General features: G+C 61.8%; 19 protein-coding genes. 5 read left to right on the top strand and 14 right to left on the bottom strand.

Annotated features, from left to right (window positions below):
• Positions 1-15 precede the first annotated feature (15 nt).
• A complete protein-coding gene (gene selD / locus AC07V9_RS26405; protein WP_495018571.1) occupies positions 16-1,050 on the top strand; it encodes a selenide, water dikinase SelD in 1,035 nt (344 codons plus the stop codon).
• The gene (mnmH, locus tag AC07V9_RS26400; protein WP_495018570.1) at positions 1,050-2,156 is read left to right on the top strand and encodes a tRNA 2-selenouridine(34) synthase MnmH; all 1,107 of its coding nucleotides are present in this window, start codon (positions 1,050-1,052) and stop codon (positions 2,154-2,156) included. The genes selD and mnmH overlap by 1 nt, the downstream gene beginning before the upstream one ends.
• Before the next feature lie 32 nt (positions 2,157-2,188).
• On the opposite strand, the gene AC07V9_RS26395 is transcribed toward mnmH, so the two are convergent.
• Positions 2,189-3,244 (bottom strand): permease, encoded by a 1,056-nt coding sequence (locus AC07V9_RS26395; RefSeq protein ID WP_495018569.1) that lies wholly within the window; start codon positions 3,242-3,244, stop codon positions 2,189-2,191.
• A gap of 161 nt (positions 3,245-3,405) precedes the next feature.
• On the opposite strand from AC07V9_RS26395, the gene AC07V9_RS26390 reads away from it, so the two are divergent.
• Entirely contained in the window at positions 3,406-4,515 is a 1,110-nt protein-coding gene (locus AC07V9_RS26390; RefSeq protein ID WP_495018568.1) for a DUF2817 domain-containing protein, read from the top strand.
• Between the two features lie 140 nt (positions 4,516-4,655).
• On the opposite strand, the gene AC07V9_RS26385 is transcribed toward AC07V9_RS26390, so the two are convergent.
• Complete coding sequence (locus tag AC07V9_RS26385) at positions 4,656-5,501, bottom strand: NAD-dependent protein deacetylase (RefSeq protein WP_495018567.1); 846 nt, start codon at positions 5,499-5,501, stop codon at positions 4,656-4,658.
• A gap of 216 nt (positions 5,502-5,717) precedes the next feature.
• Positions 5,718-6,542, bottom strand: a complete 825-nt coding sequence (locus AC07V9_RS26380) for an HDOD domain-containing protein (protein WP_495018566.1) — start codon at positions 6,540-6,542, stop codon at positions 5,718-5,720.
• Between the two features lie 388 nt (positions 6,543-6,930).
• On the opposite strand from AC07V9_RS26380, the gene AC07V9_RS26375 reads away from it, so the two are divergent.
• Positions 6,931-7,950 carry a branched-chain amino acid aminotransferase gene (locus AC07V9_RS26375; protein ID WP_495018565.1) on the top strand — a complete coding sequence of 340 codons (1,020 nt, stop codon included), beginning with the start codon at positions 6,931-6,933 and terminating at the stop codon, positions 7,948-7,950.
• Between the two features lie 139 nt (positions 7,951-8,089).
• Here AC07V9_RS26375 and AC07V9_RS26370 read toward each other — a convergent pair whose 3' ends face one another.
• The 5 genes from AC07V9_RS26370 to ribBA all read right to left on the bottom strand — a co-directional run bounded on the left by AC07V9_RS26370 (position 8,090) and on the right by ribBA (position 13,463).
• Entirely contained in the window at positions 8,090-9,241 is a 1,152-nt protein-coding gene (locus AC07V9_RS26370; RefSeq protein WP_495018564.1) for an ABC transporter ATP-binding protein, read from the bottom strand.
• On the bottom strand, positions 9,238-10,053 hold the full coding sequence (locus tag AC07V9_RS26365; RefSeq protein WP_495018563.1) for an ABC transporter permease: 816 nt from the start codon (positions 10,051-10,053) through the stop codon (positions 9,238-9,240). Before AC07V9_RS26365 ends, AC07V9_RS26370 begins: the two co-directional genes overlap by 4 nt.
• A gap of 6 nt (positions 10,054-10,059) precedes the next feature.
• Positions 10,060-11,016 carry an ABC transporter permease gene (locus AC07V9_RS26360; RefSeq protein WP_495018562.1) on the bottom strand — a complete coding sequence of 319 codons (957 nt, stop codon included), beginning with the start codon at positions 11,014-11,016 and terminating at the stop codon, positions 10,060-10,062.
• Positions 11,001-12,026, bottom strand: coding sequence for an ABC transporter substrate-binding protein (locus AC07V9_RS26355; protein ID WP_495018561.1), 1,026 nt, complete (start codon positions 12,024-12,026; stop codon positions 11,001-11,003). Before AC07V9_RS26355 ends, AC07V9_RS26360 begins: the two co-directional genes overlap by 16 nt.
• A 327-nt stretch (positions 12,027-12,353) precedes the next feature.
• On the bottom strand, positions 12,354-13,463 hold the full coding sequence (gene ribBA, locus AC07V9_RS26350) for a bifunctional 3,4-dihydroxy-2-butanone-4-phosphate synthase/GTP cyclohydrolase II (protein ID WP_495018560.1): 1,110 nt from the start codon (positions 13,461-13,463) through the stop codon (positions 12,354-12,356).
• A 122-nt stretch (positions 13,464-13,585) separates the two neighbouring features.
• Here ribBA and AC07V9_RS26345 point away from each other — a divergent pair, with 122 nt between their 5' ends.
• On the top strand, positions 13,586-13,879 hold the full coding sequence (locus AC07V9_RS26345) for a DUF1330 domain-containing protein (protein ID WP_495018559.1): 294 nt from the start codon (positions 13,586-13,588) through the stop codon (positions 13,877-13,879).
• A gap of 106 nt (positions 13,880-13,985) precedes the next feature.
• Here the strand turns inward: AC07V9_RS26345 and AC07V9_RS26340 are convergent, their stop codons facing one another.
• The 6 genes from AC07V9_RS26340 to AC07V9_RS26315 form a co-directional block, all read right to left on the bottom strand.
• Positions 13,986-14,549 carry an NUDIX hydrolase gene (locus AC07V9_RS26340; protein WP_495018558.1) on the bottom strand — a complete coding sequence of 188 codons (564 nt, stop codon included), beginning with the start codon at positions 14,547-14,549 and terminating at the stop codon, positions 13,986-13,988.
• A 1-nt stretch (position 14,550) separates the two neighbouring features.
• Complete coding sequence (locus AC07V9_RS26335; RefSeq protein ID WP_495018557.1) at positions 14,551-15,303, bottom strand: GntR family transcriptional regulator; 753 nt, start codon at positions 15,301-15,303, stop codon at positions 14,551-14,553.
• 190 nt (positions 15,304-15,493) lie between these two features.
• On the bottom strand, positions 15,494-15,994 hold the full coding sequence (locus tag AC07V9_RS26330; RefSeq protein WP_495018556.1) for a flavin reductase family protein: 501 nt from the start codon (positions 15,992-15,994) through the stop codon (positions 15,494-15,496).
• A 12-nt stretch (positions 15,995-16,006) separates the two neighbouring features.
• Positions 16,007-17,488 (bottom strand): aldehyde dehydrogenase, encoded by a 1,482-nt coding sequence (locus AC07V9_RS26325; RefSeq protein WP_495018555.1) that lies wholly within the window; start codon positions 17,486-17,488, stop codon positions 16,007-16,009.
• Positions 17,485-18,318, bottom strand: a complete 834-nt coding sequence (locus tag AC07V9_RS26320; RefSeq protein ID WP_495018554.1) for an alpha/beta fold hydrolase — start codon at positions 18,316-18,318, stop codon at positions 17,485-17,487. Before AC07V9_RS26320 ends, AC07V9_RS26325 begins: the two co-directional genes overlap by 4 nt.
• A 49-nt stretch (positions 18,319-18,367) precedes the next feature.
• The gene (locus tag AC07V9_RS26315) at positions 18,368-18,958 is read right to left on the bottom strand and encodes an amino acid synthesis family protein (protein WP_495018553.1); all 591 of its coding nucleotides are present in this window, start codon (positions 18,956-18,958) and stop codon (positions 18,368-18,370) included.
• Between the last annotated feature and the right edge of the window lie 658 nt (positions 18,959-19,616).

The raw sequence follows: 19,616 nt of genomic DNA, 5'->3' as shown, positions 1-19,616 counted from the left end.
ATTCAGAGGTTTCACATGAACGACACGGTTCGCCTTACCCAGTACAGTCACGGCGCGGGATGTGGCTGCAAGATCTCGCCCAATGTGCTGGAAACCATTTTGAGCGGCAGCGGCGCGCAGAACCTCGATCCCCGCCTGTGGGTCGGCAACGCCTCGCGCGACGACGCGGCGGTGTACGCCATCGATGACGAAAAAGGCGTGGTTTCCACCACCGATTTTTTCATGCCCATCGTCGATGACCCTTACGATTTCGGCCGCATTGCCGCGACCAACGCCATCAGCGATATCTACGCCATGGGCGCCGATCCGTTGATGGCCATCGCGATTCTTGGCTGGCCGGTCAACGTGCTGGCCCCGGAAATCGCCCGAGAGGTGATTCGGGGTGGTCGAGCCGTGTGCGACGCCGCAGGCATTCCCCTCGCAGGCGGTCACTCCATCGATGCGCCTGAGCCGATTTTTGGGTTGGCAGTCACCGGCCTGGTGGAAAAGCGCTTCATGAAACGCAACGACACCGCCACCGTGGGCTGCAAGCTCTTCCTGACCAAGCCTTTGGGTATCGGCATCCTCACCACCGCCGAGAAAAAGGGCCTGTTGCGTGACGAGGACGTGGGCTTGGCGCGTGACGTGATGTGCATGCTGAACAAACCCGGCAGCCGTTTTGCCAGAGTGCCCGGGGTCAAGGCGATGACCGATGTCACCGGTTTCGGGTTGCTGGGGCACTTGGTAGAGATGGCCGACGGCAGCGGCCTTACCGCGTACCTGAACGCCAGCGCCGTACCGCGTCTGGGCAGTGTCGATTTCTACAGTGAGCAGCAGTGCATTCCTGGTGGCACCCATCGCAATTTCGACAGTTATGGCGAGCGCATTGGCTCGCTGACCGAGGCGCAGAAGCTGCTGTTGTGTGACCCGCAGACCAGCGGCGGGCTGTTGATTGCGGTCGAGCCTGCGCAGGAAGCCGAATTTCTCGCTGTGGCCGAAGCGCTGGGGCTGAACCTTTCGCCGATCGGCGAGTTGGGCGAGCGACAGCGACTCGCTGTCGAGGTGTCCTGATGCGCGACAACAGTGCTCATTTTCGCGACATTTTCATTAATGACGTGCCGATGATGGATGTGCGCGCACCGGTAGAGTTCGGTAAAGGCGCGTTCCCAGGGGTGGTCAACCTGCCCCTGATGGATGACCGCGAACGCCAGCAGGTGGGCACCTGTTACAAGGAAAAAGGTCAACAGGCGGCGATCGAGCTGGGCCACAGCCTGGTGTCGGGTGAGCTCAAGCAGACGCGTATCCAGGCCTGGCGCACGTTCGCCAGCCAGCATCCCGACGGTTTCCTGTATTGCTTTCGGGGCGGCCTGCGCTCGCAGATCACCCAGCAATGGCTCAAAACCGAGGCCGGCATCGATTACCCGCGCATCGTCGGCGGCTACAAGGCGATGCGTAATTTTCTGATCGGCACCACCGAGCAGGCGGTCCTGGAGTGTGACCTCGTCCTGCTTGGCGGCATGACCGGCACGGGTAAAACCGAGGTGCTGCATCAACTGAAGAACACGCTGGACCTGGAAGGCCATGCCAACCATCGTGGGTCAAGTTTCGGCAAGCACGCCACGCCGCAGCCTGGGCAAATCGACTTCGAGAACCGCCTGGCCATCGACATCCTCAAAAAGCGGGACGCGGATGTGCACAGCTTCGTCATCGAAGACGAAAGCCGCGTGGTCGGCAGCCGTGCCGTGCCCCTGACGCTGTACCGACGCATGCAGGCAGCGCCGCTGGTGTGGCTGCAAGACAGCGTCGAAGGTCGGGTGGAGCGGATTCTCAAGGATTACGTGGTCGACCTGTGCGCCGAATTCATTGCGGTGGAGGGCATCGAGACGGGGTTCATGGCTTATGCCGAGCGTCTGAGAACGAGCTTGTCGAGCATCGTTCGACGTCTGGGAGGCGAGCGCTATCAGCGGCTTTCGGCAATCATGGACAGCGCGCTGCAGGCCCAGCAACACAACGGGGATGTCGACGAGCACAGGGCGTGGATCAGTGCGCTCTTGAGCGAGTATTACGACCCCATGTACGCCTATCAGCGCGACAGCAAGCAGGCGCGCATCGAGTTTGTCGGTGACCGGCAGGCGGTTGTCGACTACCTCAGGCACAGAAGCCGCCCGCCGCTGTAGCGCTGGGCGGCTTGCGGGACTTCAGCGCGAAATCACAGAACCGCCGCGCCGATCAGTCCGCTGATCACGCCCACCAGCATCGTCAGCACGCCCACCGTGACCAGCACCTTGCTGTCGAAGGACTTGCGCAGCATCAGCAGTGACGGCAGGCTCACGCTGGGCAGGGTCATCAGCAGCGCCACGGCGGGGGCGGTGCCAAGGCCCAAGGCCATCAGGGTCTGCACGATGGGGATCTCGGCCGCCGTGGGGATGACAAACAGCGTGCCGACGATGGCCAGCGGCAGCAACCACAGCAGACTGTTGCCCATGGCGCCGTCCACGTGGGGAAACAACCAGACCCGGGCAGCGCCGAGCACCAGCACGGCAACCACATAGATTGGAATGGTGGTCCAGAACAGCTGCCACAGGGTTCGCGCCCAGCGGTTGAGCAAGCTGCCTTGATCGGGCGCCTCGGCCTCGCTCACCGCCTCCAGCGCTTGTTCAGGCGCTGCTTCGGGTCGCGCCACACGCTGGGCCACCAGTGAAACACCAATCACTAGCACAATCCCCGCCAGCAGGCGCAGCGCCGTGAAACCCCAGCCCAGCACGAAACCCATGAACACCAGCGTCGCCGGATTGAGCACCGGGTTGGCGATCCAGAACGCCAATGCCGCGCCAACGGACACCTTCTGTTTGCGCAAGCCCGCCGCCACCGGCGCCGCGCAGCAACTGCACATCATGCCGGGCAGGGCGAACAGGCCGCCGCGAACCGTAGAGCCCAGCCCTGCGCGCCCGAACATGCGCAGCAGCCAGTCCCGGGGAATCAGTACTTGCAGCAGCGAGCCGAGAATCATCGCCAGCACCGCAGCCTTCCAGATGGCCAGGAAATACACCTGCGCATACGCCAGCGCAGCGGCCCAAGGGGAGGCAGGGTTGTCGTTAATGATCGAACCGCCAAGGGTGTGGGTGTCGGCAGCGACAAAGGATTTCAGGTAGTACGGCGACCATTTGACGTAATACAGGCCAGCGGCGGCGATCAGCAGGAACAGCAGCGGTTTCCACCAGAATGACCAGCCACGGCGGTCTGAAGTCAGGGGAAGTGGGGTCATGACGGGCACCTGATGCGGAAAAAAACAAAGGCGCAGGATACGCGATGGTCGGTCAGTGTAGTAGGTGTTGCTTGGGTGTGTCGCAAGCGTAGACTCTGCTCTTTTGTCAGCGAGACACCCGTGGCGTGCTGCCCGTTTCGCTGTTGTCGGGGAGGATTTCGATGAGCGCGTTTTTTCCTGCCACGCCTGGATACTGCCCGTTGCGTGAGCGCTTTCTCAAGGCGGCATCTGCGGTCGGCGCACAGTTGAGTGAATACCCGCACCCGCTGAGCGGCCCGTTTGGCGAGGCGTTGTTCACCGATGTGGCCTGGGTGGGGGCGCCTGATGCCCAGCGCGTGCTGGTGGCGTTGAGCGGCACCCATGGCGTGGAGGGCTATTACGGCTCCGATTGCCAGAGCCGCTGGCTGGAAGGCCTAAAGGGGCGCGAGCTGCCAAACGGCGTGGCGATTCTGATGATTCACCTCATCAACCCTTGGGGCACGGCGTGGATGCGTCGGGTCAACGAAGACAACCTCGACCAGAACCGCAATTACCTGGACTTCAGTCAGCCGCTGCCGGACAACCGCGCCTATCACGACGTGCACGCCATCTATGCCTGCGAGCAGCTACAGGGCCCGCAGCGTGACAAGGCCGATGCGTTGTTCAACGCCGCGATTGCCGAGCGCGGCTGGTCGGGCCTGATGTCGGTGGTGGAAGCAGGGCAATATGCCTTTGCTGACGGGCTGTTTTACGGCGGCAGCGGGCCAAGCTGGTCCAATCGCACGTTGCGTCACATCGTCGGCACGCATTTGCAAGGTGTCGAGGTCGCTGCCTGTTTCGATCTGCACACCGGCGCCGGGGATTACGGGCATCCGATGCTGATGAGCATCGTCGAGTCGGCCTATCCCGCGCTCGACGACGCGAAGGCCTTGTTCGGGCCGTGGCTGTTCACCCTGATCACCGGCGCCAACAAGGTCAGCGAAACCGGCGTCGCGGCGACCTCCACCGGCTACACCTCGCAGATGCTGCTCAATGCGTTGCCCGGTGTGCACCTGATGCCGTTTGTCATCGAATGCGGCACCTACCCAGGGGACGTTGTGCACGGCCATCTGCGTGACGACCACTGGCTGCACCTGCATGGCGATCCGCTGGACGAAATCGGGCGGCGGATCAAGCAGGGGTTGCTGGAGCAGTTTTACCCGGCGGACCCGGACTGGCAGGAACTGGTGTGGGTCAGGACGCGGCAGGTGTGGGAGCGGGCGTTGGCGGCGTTGCCTGGCATTCGGCGCTGAAGTGCAGGCTTATTCCTGTGGGAGCGAATTCATTCGCGAGAGGACGGTTCAACCGATACATCCCTGTCGGCTGTACTGGCCTCTCGCGAATGAATTCGCTCCCACAGAAAGATAGACCGTAGCGGGACCAACAAAACCGCTCAGGCCTTGACCAGCCGTCGCGTCAGCTCAGGCAGCAGCACCTCGCAGGCATCGCCGATCTTCAGGTTCAGCAGGTCATCCGCCCGCGTCCTGCCCAGATTGATGGCGATCAGCGGTTTGTCCTGATCGACGATGGCCCGGCACAGACGAAACGCTGAAAACGCCATCAACGACGACCCCACCACCAGCAACCCGTCGGCCTGCTCGACCCGCGTCAGGGCTTTAGCGGCTGTCGGCGGCGCAACGTTTTCGCCAAAGAACACCACGTCCGGTTTCATCCGCTGGCCACCGCAATGGGGGCAGTGCGGCACCTGAAAGCGGTCCTCGAACGCGGGGTCCAGCAGGGTATCGCCATCGGGCGCCTGCACGGCATCGATCCCGGCCAAGTAAGGATTCTGCTCCAGCAGGGTCTGCTGAATCACATCGCGTTCAGTGCGTCGGCGGCAATCCAGACACAGCACCCAGTGCAGACTGCCGTGCAGTTCGATCACGTCCTGACTGCCGGCCTGATCGTGCAGCGTGTCGACGTTCTGGGTGATCACACCGCTGATCAGACTGTGCTTTTCAAGGGTGGCCAGGGCTTCGTGAGCGGCATTGGGTTGTGCCGCGCGCACCCGTGGCCAGCCGAGCATCGCTCGGGCCCAATAGCGCCGTCGGGCCTCGGGTGCGTTGAGAAATTCCTGAAACATCATCGGCTGGCGACCCCGACGTACGCCTTCGCTGTCCCGGTAATCGGGGATACCGGAGGAGGTGCTGATGCCCGCGCCGGTCAGCACCGCGAACGAGCGCTCGCTCATCCAGTGCAGCAGGGCGTCGACGTTTGAAAGGGCAGGCGTGGCAGACATGCACAGGTCCTCGTGAGCGGGCAGGGGTAGCTGATACTAAACGAGGTAGGGGATTTGCGTGGGCGAAATGCCGCAATCCAAGGCTGCCGGGGACCCCTGTGGGAGCGAATTCATTCGCGAGAGGCCAGTACAGCCGATGACGATTCATCGTCTGTACGAACGATTCGCGAATGAATTCGCTCCCACCGGTGATCCGTATTACCCATTGCGTCGAACTTAGCTCAACAGTTCAGCAAACGCCTTGTCCGCCTCCAGCACCGCTGGCAACGCGGCAAACAGTGCATCCAGGTCGATCCCCTCGAACAGCGGCCCGTCCACCGCCTGTTGCGCTTGCGGGTTTGCGCCGCCATGGCTGTCCAGTGCGTCGGATACCGTCAGCGCCTGCGCCACGATCCGCGCCTGAGTCGCATCGCCCGGCGCCTGCATCGGCCGGGCCTGGTAAGCAATGGCCTGTTGAATCACCGGCGGCAACTGCCAGCGACGCGCCAGTTCCGCGCCGACTTCCGGGTAGCCGAACCCCAATTGCAGGGTTTCCAGCGCCGCGCGGCTGGTGGTGCCGGTCTTGGTCACGCTGTTGATCCGCTCGGCCACCTGCGGTGCGCCGGTCTGGATCAGCAGCTCGCCGATGTCGTGCATCACCCCGCAGGTAAAGGCGATTTCAGCATCGGCCTTGGATTGCTTGGCCAGCAGACGGCAAATTCCGGCCACCTGGAAGCTTTTCAGCCAAAAGCCCTTGAGGTCGAAACTGGCACTGGCCTTGAACGCGCCGGTCACCGCAGACGCCAGTACCAGCGTGCGCAGGGTGTTGAAACCCAGGCGCATGGCGGCGTCTTCGATGCTGGACGACTCCCGCGCCCCACGAAAACGCGCCGAGTTCGCCAGACGCAGGATCTTCGCCGAGATCACCGGGTCTTTCTCGATATTGCGCGCGATGCTTTCCAGGTTCGACGAGGGATTGTCGAACTGTTGAATCAGGTCCTGAGCCACTTTGGGAATGCTCGGAAGACTGCCCAGATCCGCGAAGAGTTGCTCGATACCCATGGCCTTGCTCCTGTTTCATATGAATAACAAACGATAGGCAAAACTGGCGAATCTGCACGTCAGCCGATCAGCTTTTAATACAAACGGCTGGCTTTGCCTGTATGGCTGCGGTTGCCAGGTGTTGAATTTCGTCAAATACGCGTCGGCCAGCTCGGAGCCACCCGGTGCTTGGCCGCCTCGCGCAGGTGGTCGGGCTTTTTCGAAGGCTGGGACAGGGCGCTGGATGAACTTTTTCTCCTCCTGTGCGCCAGAGGCGGTTTGTCGGGCAAAAAATCAGTAATATGGCGCAACATCGGTGCAGGCCTTGCCAGGCGCCGGGCCTTCACGACCATATTGATGAAACGCCAGCCCCCGCTCGCCGGGCGCAGGCCAGGAAATAGAGGGTGTCATGGGTAACGAAAGCATTAACTGGGACAAGCTGGGTTTCGACTACATCAAGACCGACAAGCGCTACCTGGCTCACTGGCGCGACGGTGAGTGGGACAAAGGCACCCTGACCGAAGACAACGTGCTGCACATCAGCGAAGGTTCGACCGCGCTGCACTATGGTCAGCAGTGCTTCGAGGGCCTGAAGGCCTACCGCGCCAAAGACGGCTCGATCAACCTGTTCCGCCCGGACCAGAACGCCGCGCGCATGCAACGCAGCTGCTCGCGTTTGCTGATGCCTCACGTATCCACCGAACAGTTCATCGAAGCGTGCAAGGACGTGGTCCGCGCCAATGAGCGTTTCATCCCGCCTTATGGCACCGGCGGCGCGCTGTACCTGCGTCCGTTCGTGATCGGCGTGGGCGACAACATCGGCGTGCGCGCCGCCCCTGAGTTCATCTTTTCGGTGTTCTGCATCCCGGTCGGCCCGTACTTCAAGGGTGGCATGAAGCCGCACAACTTCGTGATCTCCAGCTACGACCGCGCCGCGCCACAGGGCACCGGCGCTGCCAAGGTGGGTGGCAACTACGCGGCGAGCATGATGCCGGGCAGCGAAGCCAAGAAAAACGGCTTTGCCGACGCGATCTACCTCGACCCGCTGACGCACTCGAAGATCGAGGAAGTCGGTTCGGCCAACTTCTTCGGTATCACTCACGATGACCAGTTCATCACGCCGAAGTCGCCCTCGGTTCTGCCAGGCATCACCCGCCTGTCGCTGATCGAGCTGGCTGCAAGCCGGCTGGGCCTGAAAGTGACTGAAGGCGAAGTCTTCATCGACAAGATCGACCAGTTCAAAGAGGCCGGTGCGTGCGGTACAGCTGCGGTGATCACGCCGATTGGCGGGATCAGCTACAAAGACAAGCTGCATGTGTTCCACAGCGAGACCGAAGTGGGTCCGGTGACTCAGCGTCTGTACAAAGAGCTGACCGGGATTCAGTTCGGTGAGATCGAAGGGCCGGCGGGCTGGATCGTCAAGGTCTGAATTTGATCGCGGGTTTAGAAAAACGTAAAAAGCCACCGCCTTTGTGCGGTGGTTTTTTTTGGCTGGTTTTTTTGGTTTTTGGGATTTTGGGGTGGGGTGTATATCCGATAAGGCTGGAACACCCCCGATCAAAAAAAAATCAATGCGCCCCTGCCGCCTTGTTCAAATCGCTCTCCGCCCATTCGGTATAAACACAAGCATCCGCCGTCGCCCAGCGCACCCGCACTTGATCCCCCGCCCTGAGCGGCATCCCCGCCGCAGAAAGTGCCTTGACCGTCATCGACGTCCCGCCAGCCGTCATCACCGTGCATGTCTGGCTTTCCCCCAGAAACAGCACTTCGCCGACCTTCGCGCTGACCTCGTTCCAGCCCGTCTGCAACGGCTGCAACGCTGCCTGCTCGACACTCAAGGCCTGGGCTTTTTCAGGGCGGATCATCAGCAACACGTCCTGATCCGTCTGCAGCCCTGCCGTGAGACGAATCGACAGTGGCTGGCCTTCGAACGTCGCCACGCCATTGCCTTGGGCCTTGAGCTTGAGGAAGTTCGAGTTACCCAGAAACGACGCCACAAACGCATTCGGCGGGTTCTGATACAGGTCATACCCCGTGCCCAGCCCGACGATCTTGCCGTGGCTGAAAATCGCGATGCGCTGGGACAGGCGCATGGCTTCTTCTTGATCGTGGGTCACGTAAACGATGGTGATGCCCAGGCGGCGATGCAACTGACGCAGCTCGTCCTGCAGATCTTCACGCAGCTTCTTGTCCAGCGCGCCGAGGGGTTCGTCCATCAGCAGGATGCGTGGCTCGTAGACCAGCGCCCGGGCGATGGCCACGCGCTGTTGCTGGCCGCCGGAGAGTTGCGACGGGCGGCGGTGGGCGAACTGTTCCAGTTGCACCAGCTTGAGCATGGCATCGACGCGCTTGTCCCGCTCGGCGACCGCCAGTTTACGGATGGCCAGGGGGAAGGCGATGTTGTCGCGCACTGACAGATGCGGGAACAGCGAGTAGCGCTGGAACACCATGCCGATGTCGCGTTTGTGCGGCGGCACGTTCACCAGCGATTTACCGGCCACCAGAATCTCGCCGGAGCTTGGCGTTTCGAAGCCCGCCAGCATCGACAGCGTGGTGCTCTTGCCCGAGCCGCTGGAACCGAGAAAGGTCAGGAATTCGCCGTCCTGGATGTCCAGGGAGATGTTGTCCACGGCGGCGAAATCGCCGTAATGCTTGTTCAGGTTGCACAGGCTGACCAGGGTCTGGCCGGGTTGCGCGGAATCTTTGATCACGGCGCTCATGAAGGCATCCTCGCTTCGTTGCGGCGACGCAGGGTCGCGGCGATAAACATGACCAGCACCGACAGGGCGATCAGCAGCGTCGAGGCGACGGCAATCACCGGGGTCAGGTCCTGGCGCAGGGTGGTCCACATCTTGACGGGCAGGGTCTGCAGGTTGGGGCTGGCCATCATCACGCTCAGCACCACTTCATCCCACGACACCAGAAACGCGAACAGGGCGCCGGCGACCATGCCGGGACGAATCCCCGGAAAGGTCACCTTGAACACCGCCTGCATTCGCGACGCGCCGCAAATCACCGCAGCGTCCTCGATGGACTGATCGAACAGCTTCAGCGAGTTGATGATCGAGATAATCGTGAACGGCAACGCGACGATCACGTGGCTGACCACGAAGGAAAACAGCGTGCCGGTGTAGCCGAGCTTGAGAAACAACGCATAGACCGCCACCGCGATGATCACCAGCGGCACGATCATCGGCAGGGTGAAGATGCCGTAGAGCATGTCCCGGCCCGGAAAGCGACCACGCACCAAAGCGAAGGCCGTTGGCAGGCCCAAAGCGACCGCGCAAATGGTGGTCAGGACGGCGACCTTCAGGCTGGCGAATGCGGCGGCCATCCAGTCCGGGTTATTGAAGAACTGCTGATACCACTTCAGCGTCCAGCCTGGCGGCGGAAACACCAGCCACTGCGAGGAGCCGAACGACAGCAGCACGATGAACACGATGGGCAGCAGCAAAAACAGCGCGATCAGGCCTGTGACCGAATACAGGCCCCAGCGCAGGCGCGGGCTCATGGCATTGGGTGTCAGGAGCATGGCGGTTTACCTCGCGTGGTTCGAGCCGACCGGGGATTCCGGTTGCAGCTTGAGGTAGAAGTAGAACAGCACCAGGGTGATCACGATCAGCAACGCGGCGGCGGCACTGGCCAGGCCCCAGTTGAGGAACGACTGCACCTGCTGGACGATGAATTCGGGCAGCATCATGTCCTGGGCGCCGCCGAGCAGGGCCGGGGTCACGTAGTACCCAAGCGACATCACGAACACCATCAGGCCCCCGGAAAACAGTCCCGAGCGGCACAGTGGGAGGAACACCTTGAAGAAATTGGTCCATGGGCTCGCCCCGCAAATGGAGCCGGCCTGCAGCACCATCGGGTCGATGGCGGCCATGGTCGCCTGCAGCGGCAGCACGATGAACGGGATCATGATGTAGCTCATGCCGATCACAACGCCGGTGAGGTTATGCACCATTTCCAACGGCTGATCGATCACGCCAATGGCCATCAACGCCTTGTTGATTACCCCCGACGCTTGCAGCAATACCAGCCAGGAATAGGTGCGCGCCAACAGGCTGGTCCACATCGACAGCAACACGATGTTGAGCATCCAGCGACCCCAACCGCGCGGCACCAGGGTGATCGCCCAGGCCAGGGGAAAGCCCAGCAGCAGGCTGAACAGCGTGACTAACCCTGCCACCGAGAAGGTGTTGAACAGCACCCGTGCGTAGGCCGAGTTGGCGAACAGTTGCTCGTAATTGCCCAGGCCCGGCGTGGGTTCCAGCACGCCGCGCAGCAGCAGGCCAATCAGGGGGGCGAAGAAAAACAGGCCGAGAAACAGCAGGGCGGGCAGCAGGTTGCGGCTGCCTTTCCAGCGTTGCGACAGGGACGCTGTCTGTTTCATGGTCACGGCCTGAGCGGATGCCGCGCCGGCGGTGCTGGACGCACCACCGGCTGGCTGGGTTTGACGGGACGCGAGGGCCGTCATTTTTACTTGACCAGCCATTCGTTCCACCGTGTCGCGATGGCCGGACCGTTCTTGGCCCAGTACGCGAAGTCGAGAGTGATTTGATCGTCAGGATAGGCGGTCGGCAGCTTCTTCGCGAGGCTCGAGTCCAGACGCTGGACGCTGTCCAGGTTGACCGGCGCGTAGGCCGTCAGGTTGGAGAAATCCGCCTGACCCTTGGCGCTTGACGCATCGGCGATCAGCTTCATGGCAGCGTCCTTGTTCTTCGCGCCTTTAGGCACCACCAGGAAATCGGCCATGACCAGGTTCTGTTTCCAGCTCACGCCCACTGGTGCGCCATCTTGCTCAAGGGCGTAGGTGCGGCCGTTCCAGAACTGGCCCAGTGACGCTTCACCGGAGGCCAGCAGTTGCTGGGATTGCGCGCCGCCGCCCCACCAGACGATGTCCTTCTTGATGGTGTCGAGTTTCTTGAAGGCGCGGTCCAGGTCCAGCGGGTAGAGCTTGTCTTTGGGCACGCCGTCGGCCAGCAGGGCCAGTTCGAGAACGCCCGGGCTTGGCCATTTGTACAGCGCGCGCTTGCCGGGGAAGGTCTTGGTGTCGAACAGCGCTGACCAGTCTTCAGGCTTGGCTTTGCCCGACTTGCTCTCGTTGTAGCCGAGCACAAAAGAGAAGAAGAAAGAGCCTACGCCGTGGTCGGAAACGAAGCGTGGGTCGATGCGGTCTTTCTTGACCACGCTGAAGTCCAGCGGCTCAAGCAGACCTTCGGCGGCGGCGCGCAGGGCGAAGTCGGCTTCGACATCGACCACATCCCAGGACACGTTGCCGCTTTCGACCATGGCCTTGAGCTTGCCGTAGTCGGTGGGGCCGTCCTGGACCACGGCAGTGCCGGTGGTCTTGGTGAAGGCGTTGGCCCAGGCCTCTTTTTGCGCATCCTGGGTGGAGCCGCCCCAACTGACGAAGTTGACGCTGTCGGCAGCGATGGCTGCGTGACAAGAGAGCGCCAACACACCTGCTGTCAGGACCGCTGTTGCACGTTGAATCAACACCATTTTCACGCCCTCATTTGTTGTGTTTTTGAGCGGGCCTTCAATTGCCCGCCTGTCGGGAGCAGTGGGCCTTTGGAGGGTGAAATCCTCGGGCCTTGAAAAAAACGGGGCCTGTCAGGGGCTCTTGTTTGGCTGTCCCTTGCGGGCGCACCTGACTGAAAAATGCTTCGGCCTACGGAATGTCATATTATGGTATTCCAAACTTTCTGCAAGCACTTTGCCGCTTGATGCACCTCGTTTTTTTGATTTTTTTTCAAGGACTGGCCCCGTGTTTACGGGGCCAGCGGCATGTTGGCCGGTGAAACGCTTCAGCCGTAACGCAATGCTGTTTCAGCCCGAAAACGGAATGCTTTCAACTACTTCCAGATCGTAGCCGGTCAGTCCTGCGTACCTCAGGGGCGGGCCGAGGTGGCGCAGTTTGCCGACGCCAATGTCTTGCAGGATCTGGGCCCCCGTGCCGACCTCAGAGTAAATCCTGGACTGTGAACGGGTGTACTGGCGTGGCGCCTGCGTCAACTGCGGGATGCGCTCCAGCAGCGCTTGGGAAGACTCGTGATTGGCCAGCACCACGACAACGCCGCGGCCTTCTTCGGCGACCTTTTGCAGGGCGGCCCACAGCGTCCAGTTGGCCGGGCCGTTGTATTCGGCGCCGACCAGATCGCGAAGAGGATCGACCACGTGCACGCGCACCAGCGTCGGTTCCTCGCGACGCACATCGCCCATGACCATTGCCATGTGCACGCCGCCTTCGATGCGGTCTTCATAGCTGATCAGACGGAACGTGCCGTGGACCGTCGGCAGCTCGCGTTCGCCGATACGCACGACCGTGTGCTCGGTGCTCAGGCGGTAATGGATCAGGTCGGCGATGGTGCCGATGCGAATGCCGTGTTTCGCCGCAAAGCGCTCCAGATCCGGCCGGCGGGCCATGGTACCGTCATCGTTCATGACTTCGACGATCACCGAAGCAGGGGAGAACCCGGCCAGACGCGCCAGATCGCAACCGGCTTCAGTGTGACCGGCGCGGGTCAACACGCCGCCCTCGCGGGCACGCAGGGGGAATATGTGGCCGGGCTGAACCACGTTTTCTGCCGTGGCATCGGTAGCGACAGCGGCTTGTACGGTGCGGGCGCGGTCGGCAGCGGAGATGCCTGTGGTCACCCCGGTGGCCGCTTCGATGGACACCGTGAACGCGGTGGAAAACACGCTGCCGTTGCTCGGCACCATCTGTTCAAGGCCAAGGCGCTGACAGTGCTCGTCGGTCAGGGTCAGGCAGATCAACCCACGGGCTTCGTTGGCCATGAAGCTGATGGCTTGAGCGGTGCAACGGTCGGCGGCGAGCAGCAGGTCGCCTTCGTTTTCCCGGTCCTCGTCATCGACCAGCAACACCATCTTGCCCTGGCGGTAATCTTCGATGATGTCTTCGATGCGGTCGAACGCCATACTCGGAATCTCTGTCGTGTGGTAGAAAGCTTTTTATTGAAAAGATGGTATACCATAAGACAAAATATTTCACAGATTCGACCGATTTGAAACCCCATCATTGATCAAAGAGCGAGAGTGCGATGAAGGCTTACTGGATTGCCCACGTGGATATCACCGACCCCACGCAATACGCCGAATACACCCAGCGCGGCCCTGCGGCCTTCAAGAAGTATGGCGGTAAGTTCCTTGCCCGCGGCGGGCGTGCCGAAGCCCTGGAAGGGCGCAAGACGCCGCAACGCACGGTGATCATCGAGTTCGAATCCTATGAGCAGGCGCTGGCCTGTTATCACTCGGACGAGTACCAAGAGGCGATGAGCCACAGGCAGGGCGTGGCCCATGCGGAGATTGTGATCGTCGAGGCGTTTCCCGGCTGATGCTCACTGGACTTGTAGCAGTCCGGCTTGCCGGCGGGAGGCCCCTGAAATCGCTGCCGTCGGCAAGCCGGACTGCTACAGGGAGGGAGCGGTGCTGTTTGGGCATTCACCGAATAAAGTGAATCTTCCCGCTGTCATCATTCCCCACATAAATCCCGTACACCCCGGCCTGTCGCTCGGCGATGTAGCGCTCCAGAATCTGGCGGATGGCGGGGTAGTAGATGCTGTCCCAGGGAATGTCTTCAGGGGCGAAGAACTGGCAGGCAAGGGTTTCGGGGCCGAACTGGTCGGTGACTTCCAGGGCGATGGCGCGAAAGACGATGTACACCTCGCTGATCTGCGGCACGCTGAAGATCGAGTACGGCGAAATGATCTCGGCGCGCACGCCGCTTTCTTCCCACACTTCACGCAGCGCCGCCTGCTCGGTGGTTTCGCCGGCCTCCATGAAGCCTGCCGGCAGCGTCCAGGTGCCGGGGCGCGGCGGGATGGCGCGCTGGCACAGCAGGTACTTGCCCTCGCGCTCGATGATGCAGCCAGCGATGATCTTCGGATTGACGTAGTGGATGTACTGGCAGTTGCCGCACATCAGCCGCGCATGGGTGTCACCGTCGGGCGTTCGCTTAGCCAGGTCAGTGCTGCCACATTGCGGACAGAAGCGCGGCGCGGGCATGTCAGCGTCCTATGCGCGGTTCCTTAAGAACCACGGGTTCGACGATGTCGCGCACCTGAGTGCCATCGTCCTGTTTGGATTTGAGGTAATCGAGCGCCACTTTCGCTGCGCTGCGCACGTGATCCACCGAGGCCTGATGCGCCGCCAGCGGGTCGCCGCTCTTGATCGCCTCGACGATTTTTTCCATCTCGCGGTTGCTTGCGCCGCGACGGTTGTCCTGGGACACCGAGGTCGCCCGCAGGTAGCTGATGCGCGCCTGCAACTGACGCAGCTGGGTCGCGGCAACGTGGTTGCCCGAACCTTCCAGCAGCACGTCGTAGAAGCCTTGCACCGAGTCGAGCACCTGCTGCAGCTCGCCTTCTTCCAGCGCCTTGCTGTTTTCGTTGAGGGCTTTTTCCAGGGCACGAATGTCCTTGGCCTTGGCGCGCAGGGTGAATAGCTGAACGATCAGGCCTTCGAGCACGCAACGCAGCTCGTAGATGTCGCAGGCGTCTTCCAGGGTGATGATGGCCACGCGCGGGCCCTTGGCGTCGGCGAACTCCACCAGGCCTTCGGATTCCAGATGACGCAGGGCTTCGCGAACGGAAGTGCGGCTGACGCCCAGACGATCACACAGGTCGCGCTCGACCAGACGGTCACCGGGCAGCAGTTGAAAATTCATGATCGCGCTGCGCAGTTTATCCAGCACGATTTCCCGCAGCGTGACGGGGTTGCGATTGACCTTGAAGCTGTCGTCGAGTGGCAGGCGTTTCATGGAGTCCGCTCTGAAGATGGCTGTCCGTGCGAAAAAGCGGCTCAGGGAGCACGCGGTCATTCCAGGCAGCCATGGGGGTGGCTAGGGGCCCTCGAGGGCCAAAACGTCGCGCAGTTTATCATGCTGCGAGCCGCCAACCATCAGGCCCGTCGGTCAAGACAGGCCTGATTCCACGCTTTATTCACGAATATCACGTCAAAGTCGGCAATGGCCCCAGTTTGCCCCGGTGATAAACCATCGGCGTCACGGGTTCTTCCGGCAGGATCAGGTTCTTCACCGCGCCAACGATGATCGCGTGATCGCCGCCGTCGTATTCACGCCACAGCTCGCATTCGATGATCGCCGTGGCGCGGATCTTCGATGACGTGCTCAGCAGCGGGTTGCCCAGCTCGCTCAGGTGCCAGTCGATGCCTTTGGCCTTGTCCTTGCCTTTACCGGCAAAGGCGTAGGCCTCGGCTTTTTGATCAGCGGACAGCAAGTGAATCGCAAACTGCTTGCTGTCGCGCAGCACCGGGTAGGTGTCGGAAGCGTAGTTGGGGCAGAACAGCACCAGCGCCGGATCGATCGACAGGGCGCTGAACGCACTGGCGGTGATGCCGACGATGCCGCCGTCCGGGTCCAGAGTGGTGACCACGGTGACGCCGGAGGGAAAGGAGCCCATGACGTCTTTGTAAATGCCAGGTTCGATCATGTCGACAGCCTCTTAGCGCATCACGAATGGATCGGGCATCGGGTCCTGCGAGAGGTTGATCCACACCGTTTTCAGCTCGGTGTAGGCCAGTACCGAATCGATACCGCTCTCGCGACCGTAGCCGCTGTTCTTGAAGCCACCGATCGGCGCCATGGCCGACACGGCGCGGTAGGTGTTGACCCAGATGATCCCCGAGCGCACGTCCCGGGCCAGGCGATGGGCGCGGCCCAGATCGCGGGTCCAGATGCCGGCGGCAAGCCCGAACTGCGAGTCGTTGGCGATGGCCAGCGCTTGGGCTTCGTCCTTGAAACGGATCACCGAGGCGACCGGGCCAAAGACTTCTTCCTGCATGATCTTCATCGAATTGCGGTCGCATTCGAACAACGTCGGCTCGTAGAACCAGCCGTCGCTGCCGGTTTGCGCACGCTTGCCGCCGGTGCGCAGTCGCGCGCCTTCGGCCAGGGCGTCCGCCACCAGACCTTCGACCACGGCCAGTTGCTGGGCGGTGGCCATCGGGCCCATTTCACTGGTTTCGTCCTGCGGGTTGCCGATGCGAATGCGCTGGGCGCGCTCGACCAGACGTGAAACGAATTCGTCGTAGATCTCGTCCTGCACCAACAGCCGCGAACCGGACACGCAACTCTGGCCCGAGGCCGCGTAAATCCCGGCCACCGCGCCATTGATGGCGCTGTCCAGATCGGCGTCGGCAAAGATGATGTTCGGCGACTTGCCGCCCAGTTCCAGCGACAGCTTGGCGAAGTTCTCGGCACTGCTGCGCACCACATGCCGCGCCGTGGCCGCACCACCGGTGAAGGCGATCTTGCGCACCAGCGGGTGGCGGGTGAGGGCGGCGCCGGTGCTCGGGCCGTAGCCGGTGATGACGTTGACCACCCCCGGCGGAATGCCGGCTTCCAGCGCCAGTCGCGCCAGTTCCAGGATCGTTGCCGAAGCATGTTCGGAAGGCTTGAGCACGATGGTGTTGCCTGCGGCCAGTGCCGGGGCGAGCTTGATCGCAGTCAGGTAAAGCGGGCTGTTCCAGGGAATGATCCCGGCCACCACGCCCATGGGTTCGTGCACGGTGTAGGCAAACAGGTCGGGCTTGTCCAGCGGCAGGGTGCCGCCTTCGAGCTTGTCGGCCAGGCCTGCGGTGTAATGGAAAAACTCCGGCAGGTAGCTGACCTGGCCGCGGGTTTCGCGAATCAGCTTGCCGTTGTCGCGGCTTTCCAGCTGGGCCAGATGCTCCTTGTTTTCGGCGATCAGATCACCCAGGCGGCGCAGCAACTTGCCCCGCGCCGTGGCCGTCAGTTTGCGCCACGCCGGGTTTTCGAAAGCGGCTTGCGCAGACTGTACCGCGCGCTCGACGTCGGCTTCATCGGCGTCGGGCAGTTCGGCCCAAGGCTGAGCCAGCGCCGGATTGAGGCTTTCGAAGGTCTTGCCGGACAGCGCATCGACCCATTCGCCGCCAATGCACATCTGAAAACGGGTGAGACTCATGCAACGATCCCCTCTGCCGAAGTGTTTTGCGCGTCTGTCTGCTTGAGAAAGTCCAGCAGCATCTGGTTGACCAGACGCGGCGATTCCACCGGCATCATATGCCGCTGCTCGGCAAGTATCTGCACCTGCGCGCCATGGATGCGCAGGGCCAGCTGCCGTGCCATGTCGGGCGTGGAACCGGGGTCCAGCTCGCCAGTGGCCACCAGCGTCGGCGCCTGGATGCTGCCCAGGTCTTCGGCGCGGTACATGTCCTGGGTGGCGAACAGTTTGTAGGTGGTCAGGTAACCCTGGGGGTCATTGCTGGCCAGCACCTGACGAATCGCCGCGATCTGCGCCGGGTTGGCTGCCTGATACTCGCGACTGAACCAGCGCGTCAGCGCCTCGGCAGCGTTGGCATCCGGGCCATGTTCGGCCGCCTGGCTGGTGCGGGCAATGACGCCTGCGCGCTGCTCGGTGCTGCGATTGAACACGCTGTTGAGAATCACCAGCCCCGACAGATGCTGGGCAAAATGCAGGGCAAACGCCCGCGCCACCAACCCGCCCATCGAGAAACCGATGACCGTGGCACTCGGTACGCCCAGATGCTCCAGCAGTTCGCGCAATTGCTCGGCATAGCCCGGCAGGCCGGTGTCCGGGTCAGGACGCGGGCTCTGGCCATGGCCGAGCATGTCGTAGGCAATGACGCGATAGTGCGGGGCCAGACCGACGATCTGGCCGCCCCACATTTCCTTGTTCAGACCCACCCCGTGAATCAACACCACGGGGTGGCCTTGGCCGGTCGCCAGATAACTGGTGCCGGCCGGGGTGCGTTCAGCGGTGAGCCGAATCATGGATCGCTCCTGCACAGGCCTTGCTTATTAGTATGTGGAAGCGGGTGCATTACTGGGCTTTTTCAACTGCCAGTTCTTCCAGATCGATGTAACGATTGCCGATGCGCGGGTGCAGACGACCACCGTTGGCGGCACCCAGCACGACCACGATTTCGTCGGCCCGCGGCGAGTCTTCGATCTGCATTTCCAGGGTGATGTAGTGCGAGCGAAGGCCTTCGTCGTCCTTGTGCATCATCGGAATCTGAATCGAAGTGCCCGGACCGCCGCGCTTGTTGGTGAAGCTCAGGTAGCTCTTGGCCTTGACGGCTTCGCGGTAATGGTTGCCGAAGCGCAGGGTATGAATGACGGCAGAAGCGTGTTCGATTTCGCCATCGGCGCCGACCACAGCCGCCTTGCCATAGGCCTCGATTTTGTCGGCACCGCCGATCAGGCCGGTCAGACGCTCGACCATCATTGCGCCGAGGTCGGAGCAGTTGGCGCGGATTTCCGGTTTCAGGTCTTCAACGAAACCGCGACCCAGCCAGGGGTTCTTCATTACCACGGCCAGACCGACCATGGTCACTGGCGTGTCAGTGGCCTTGCCGCCTTCGATCAAGGTTTCTTCCTGATAGCTGACGATCTTGCGAATTTCAAAACTCATGAGGGGCTCCCGGGTTCTTGGATGGATTGTGAGTGGAGAGTTGTATTTGGTCTGATGGTATACCATAAGATTGAACGTGCAAGTGGTTTGTGTGAAGTTGTGGCAAAAGGGGACCAAGCGAGCACGGATTTGCCGTTGCCGTTGATCTTGATCTTGATCTTGCTTTTGGGACGCGCCCTCACAGACACCGCAAATCGCGACTTGGGTGCAGGCCGAGTGCAGGCGCCGCGCAGTGGGTCGAGCCGCAGGATGCGGCGAGAGCGCCGGGACAGGGACGTCCGTTTCGGCGCGTGCCCACGGAGCGGGGTCGAAACGAGGGAACCCGACGAAGGAGGGCCAAGCCAGGAGCAGGGCCTTTTTGGTTACTTTTGTGGCTCTTGACAAAAGTGACCCGCCGTAAGGGCGGAAAGGTGAACCAGCGTTCCCGTGTGAACGGATCCACCCCAAAAATTCGGACCGATTTACTGAGCTATTGGCGACGTTGAAATCGGGGGCATATCCGTTCCAGTGGCGGTACAGATATCGGTTCCGCTCTTACAGCGGGTCACTTTTTCCAAGAGCCGAAAAAGTAACCAAAAAGGCTGAACTGACCCCCAAAAGTTGGACAAAAAGCGCTAGAGGCTCATGGCCTGGGTTCGAAACTGCACCGGACTCAGGC

The organism is Pseudomonas sp. GW821-FHT02A11 (genome assembly GCF_059421985.1).
The sequence above is the reverse complement of the archived record's forward strand: the minus strand, read 5'-3'. Positions and strand labels throughout refer to the sequence as shown.

Excerpts from the sequence above, each read along its gene's own strand:
- selD (WP_495018571.1), top strand. The coding sequence starts at position 16 with ATGAACGACACGGTTCGCCTTACCCAGTACAGTCACGGCGCGGGATGT.
- mnmH (WP_495018570.1), top strand. The coding sequence starts at position 1,050 with ATGCGCGACAACAGTGCTCATTTTCGCGACATTTTCATTAATGACGTG.
- AC07V9_RS26395 (WP_495018569.1), bottom strand. The coding sequence starts at position 3,244 with ATGACCCCACTTCCCCTGACTTCAGACCGCCGTGGCTGGTCATTCTGG.
- AC07V9_RS26390 (WP_495018568.1), top strand. The coding sequence starts at position 3,406 with ATGAGCGCGTTTTTTCCTGCCACGCCTGGATACTGCCCGTTGCGTGAG.
- AC07V9_RS26385 (WP_495018567.1), bottom strand. The coding sequence starts at position 5,501 with ATGTCTGCCACGCCTGCCCTTTCAAACGTCGACGCCCTGCTGCACTGG.
- AC07V9_RS26380 (WP_495018566.1), bottom strand. The coding sequence starts at position 6,542 with ATGGGTATCGAGCAACTCTTCGCGGATCTGGGCAGTCTTCCGAGCATT.
- AC07V9_RS26375 (WP_495018565.1), top strand. The coding sequence starts at position 6,931 with ATGGGTAACGAAAGCATTAACTGGGACAAGCTGGGTTTCGACTACATC.
- AC07V9_RS26370 (WP_495018564.1), bottom strand. The coding sequence starts at position 9,241 with ATGAGCGCCGTGATCAAAGATTCCGCGCAACCCGGCCAGACCCTGGTC.
- AC07V9_RS26365 (WP_495018563.1), bottom strand. The coding sequence starts at position 10,053 with ATGCTCCTGACACCCAATGCCATGAGCCCGCGCCTGCGCTGGGGCCTG.
- AC07V9_RS26360 (WP_495018562.1), bottom strand. The coding sequence starts at position 11,016 with ATGGCTGGTCAAGTAAAAATGACGGCCCTCGCGTCCCGTCAAACCCAG.
- AC07V9_RS26355 (WP_495018561.1), bottom strand. The coding sequence starts at position 12,026 with ATGGTGTTGATTCAACGTGCAACAGCGGTCCTGACAGCAGGTGTGTTG.
- ribBA (WP_495018560.1), bottom strand. The coding sequence starts at position 13,463 with ATGGCGTTCGACCGCATCGAAGACATCATCGAAGATTACCGCCAGGGC.
- AC07V9_RS26345 (WP_495018559.1), top strand. The coding sequence starts at position 13,586 with ATGAAGGCTTACTGGATTGCCCACGTGGATATCACCGACCCCACGCAA.
- AC07V9_RS26340 (WP_495018558.1), bottom strand. The coding sequence starts at position 14,549 with ATGCCCGCGCCGCGCTTCTGTCCGCAATGTGGCAGCACTGACCTGGCT.
- AC07V9_RS26335 (WP_495018557.1), bottom strand. The coding sequence starts at position 15,303 with ATGAAACGCCTGCCACTCGACGACAGCTTCAAGGTCAATCGCAACCCC.
- AC07V9_RS26330 (WP_495018556.1), bottom strand. The coding sequence starts at position 15,994 with ATGATCGAACCTGGCATTTACAAAGACGTCATGGGCTCCTTTCCCTCC.
- AC07V9_RS26325 (WP_495018555.1), bottom strand. The coding sequence starts at position 17,488 with ATGAGTCTCACCCGTTTTCAGATGTGCATTGGCGGCGAATGGGTCGAT.
- AC07V9_RS26320 (WP_495018554.1), bottom strand. The coding sequence starts at position 18,318 with ATGATTCGGCTCACCGCTGAACGCACCCCGGCCGGCACCAGTTATCTG.
- AC07V9_RS26315 (WP_495018553.1), bottom strand. The coding sequence starts at position 18,958 with ATGAGTTTTGAAATTCGCAAGATCGTCAGCTATCAGGAAGAAACCTTG.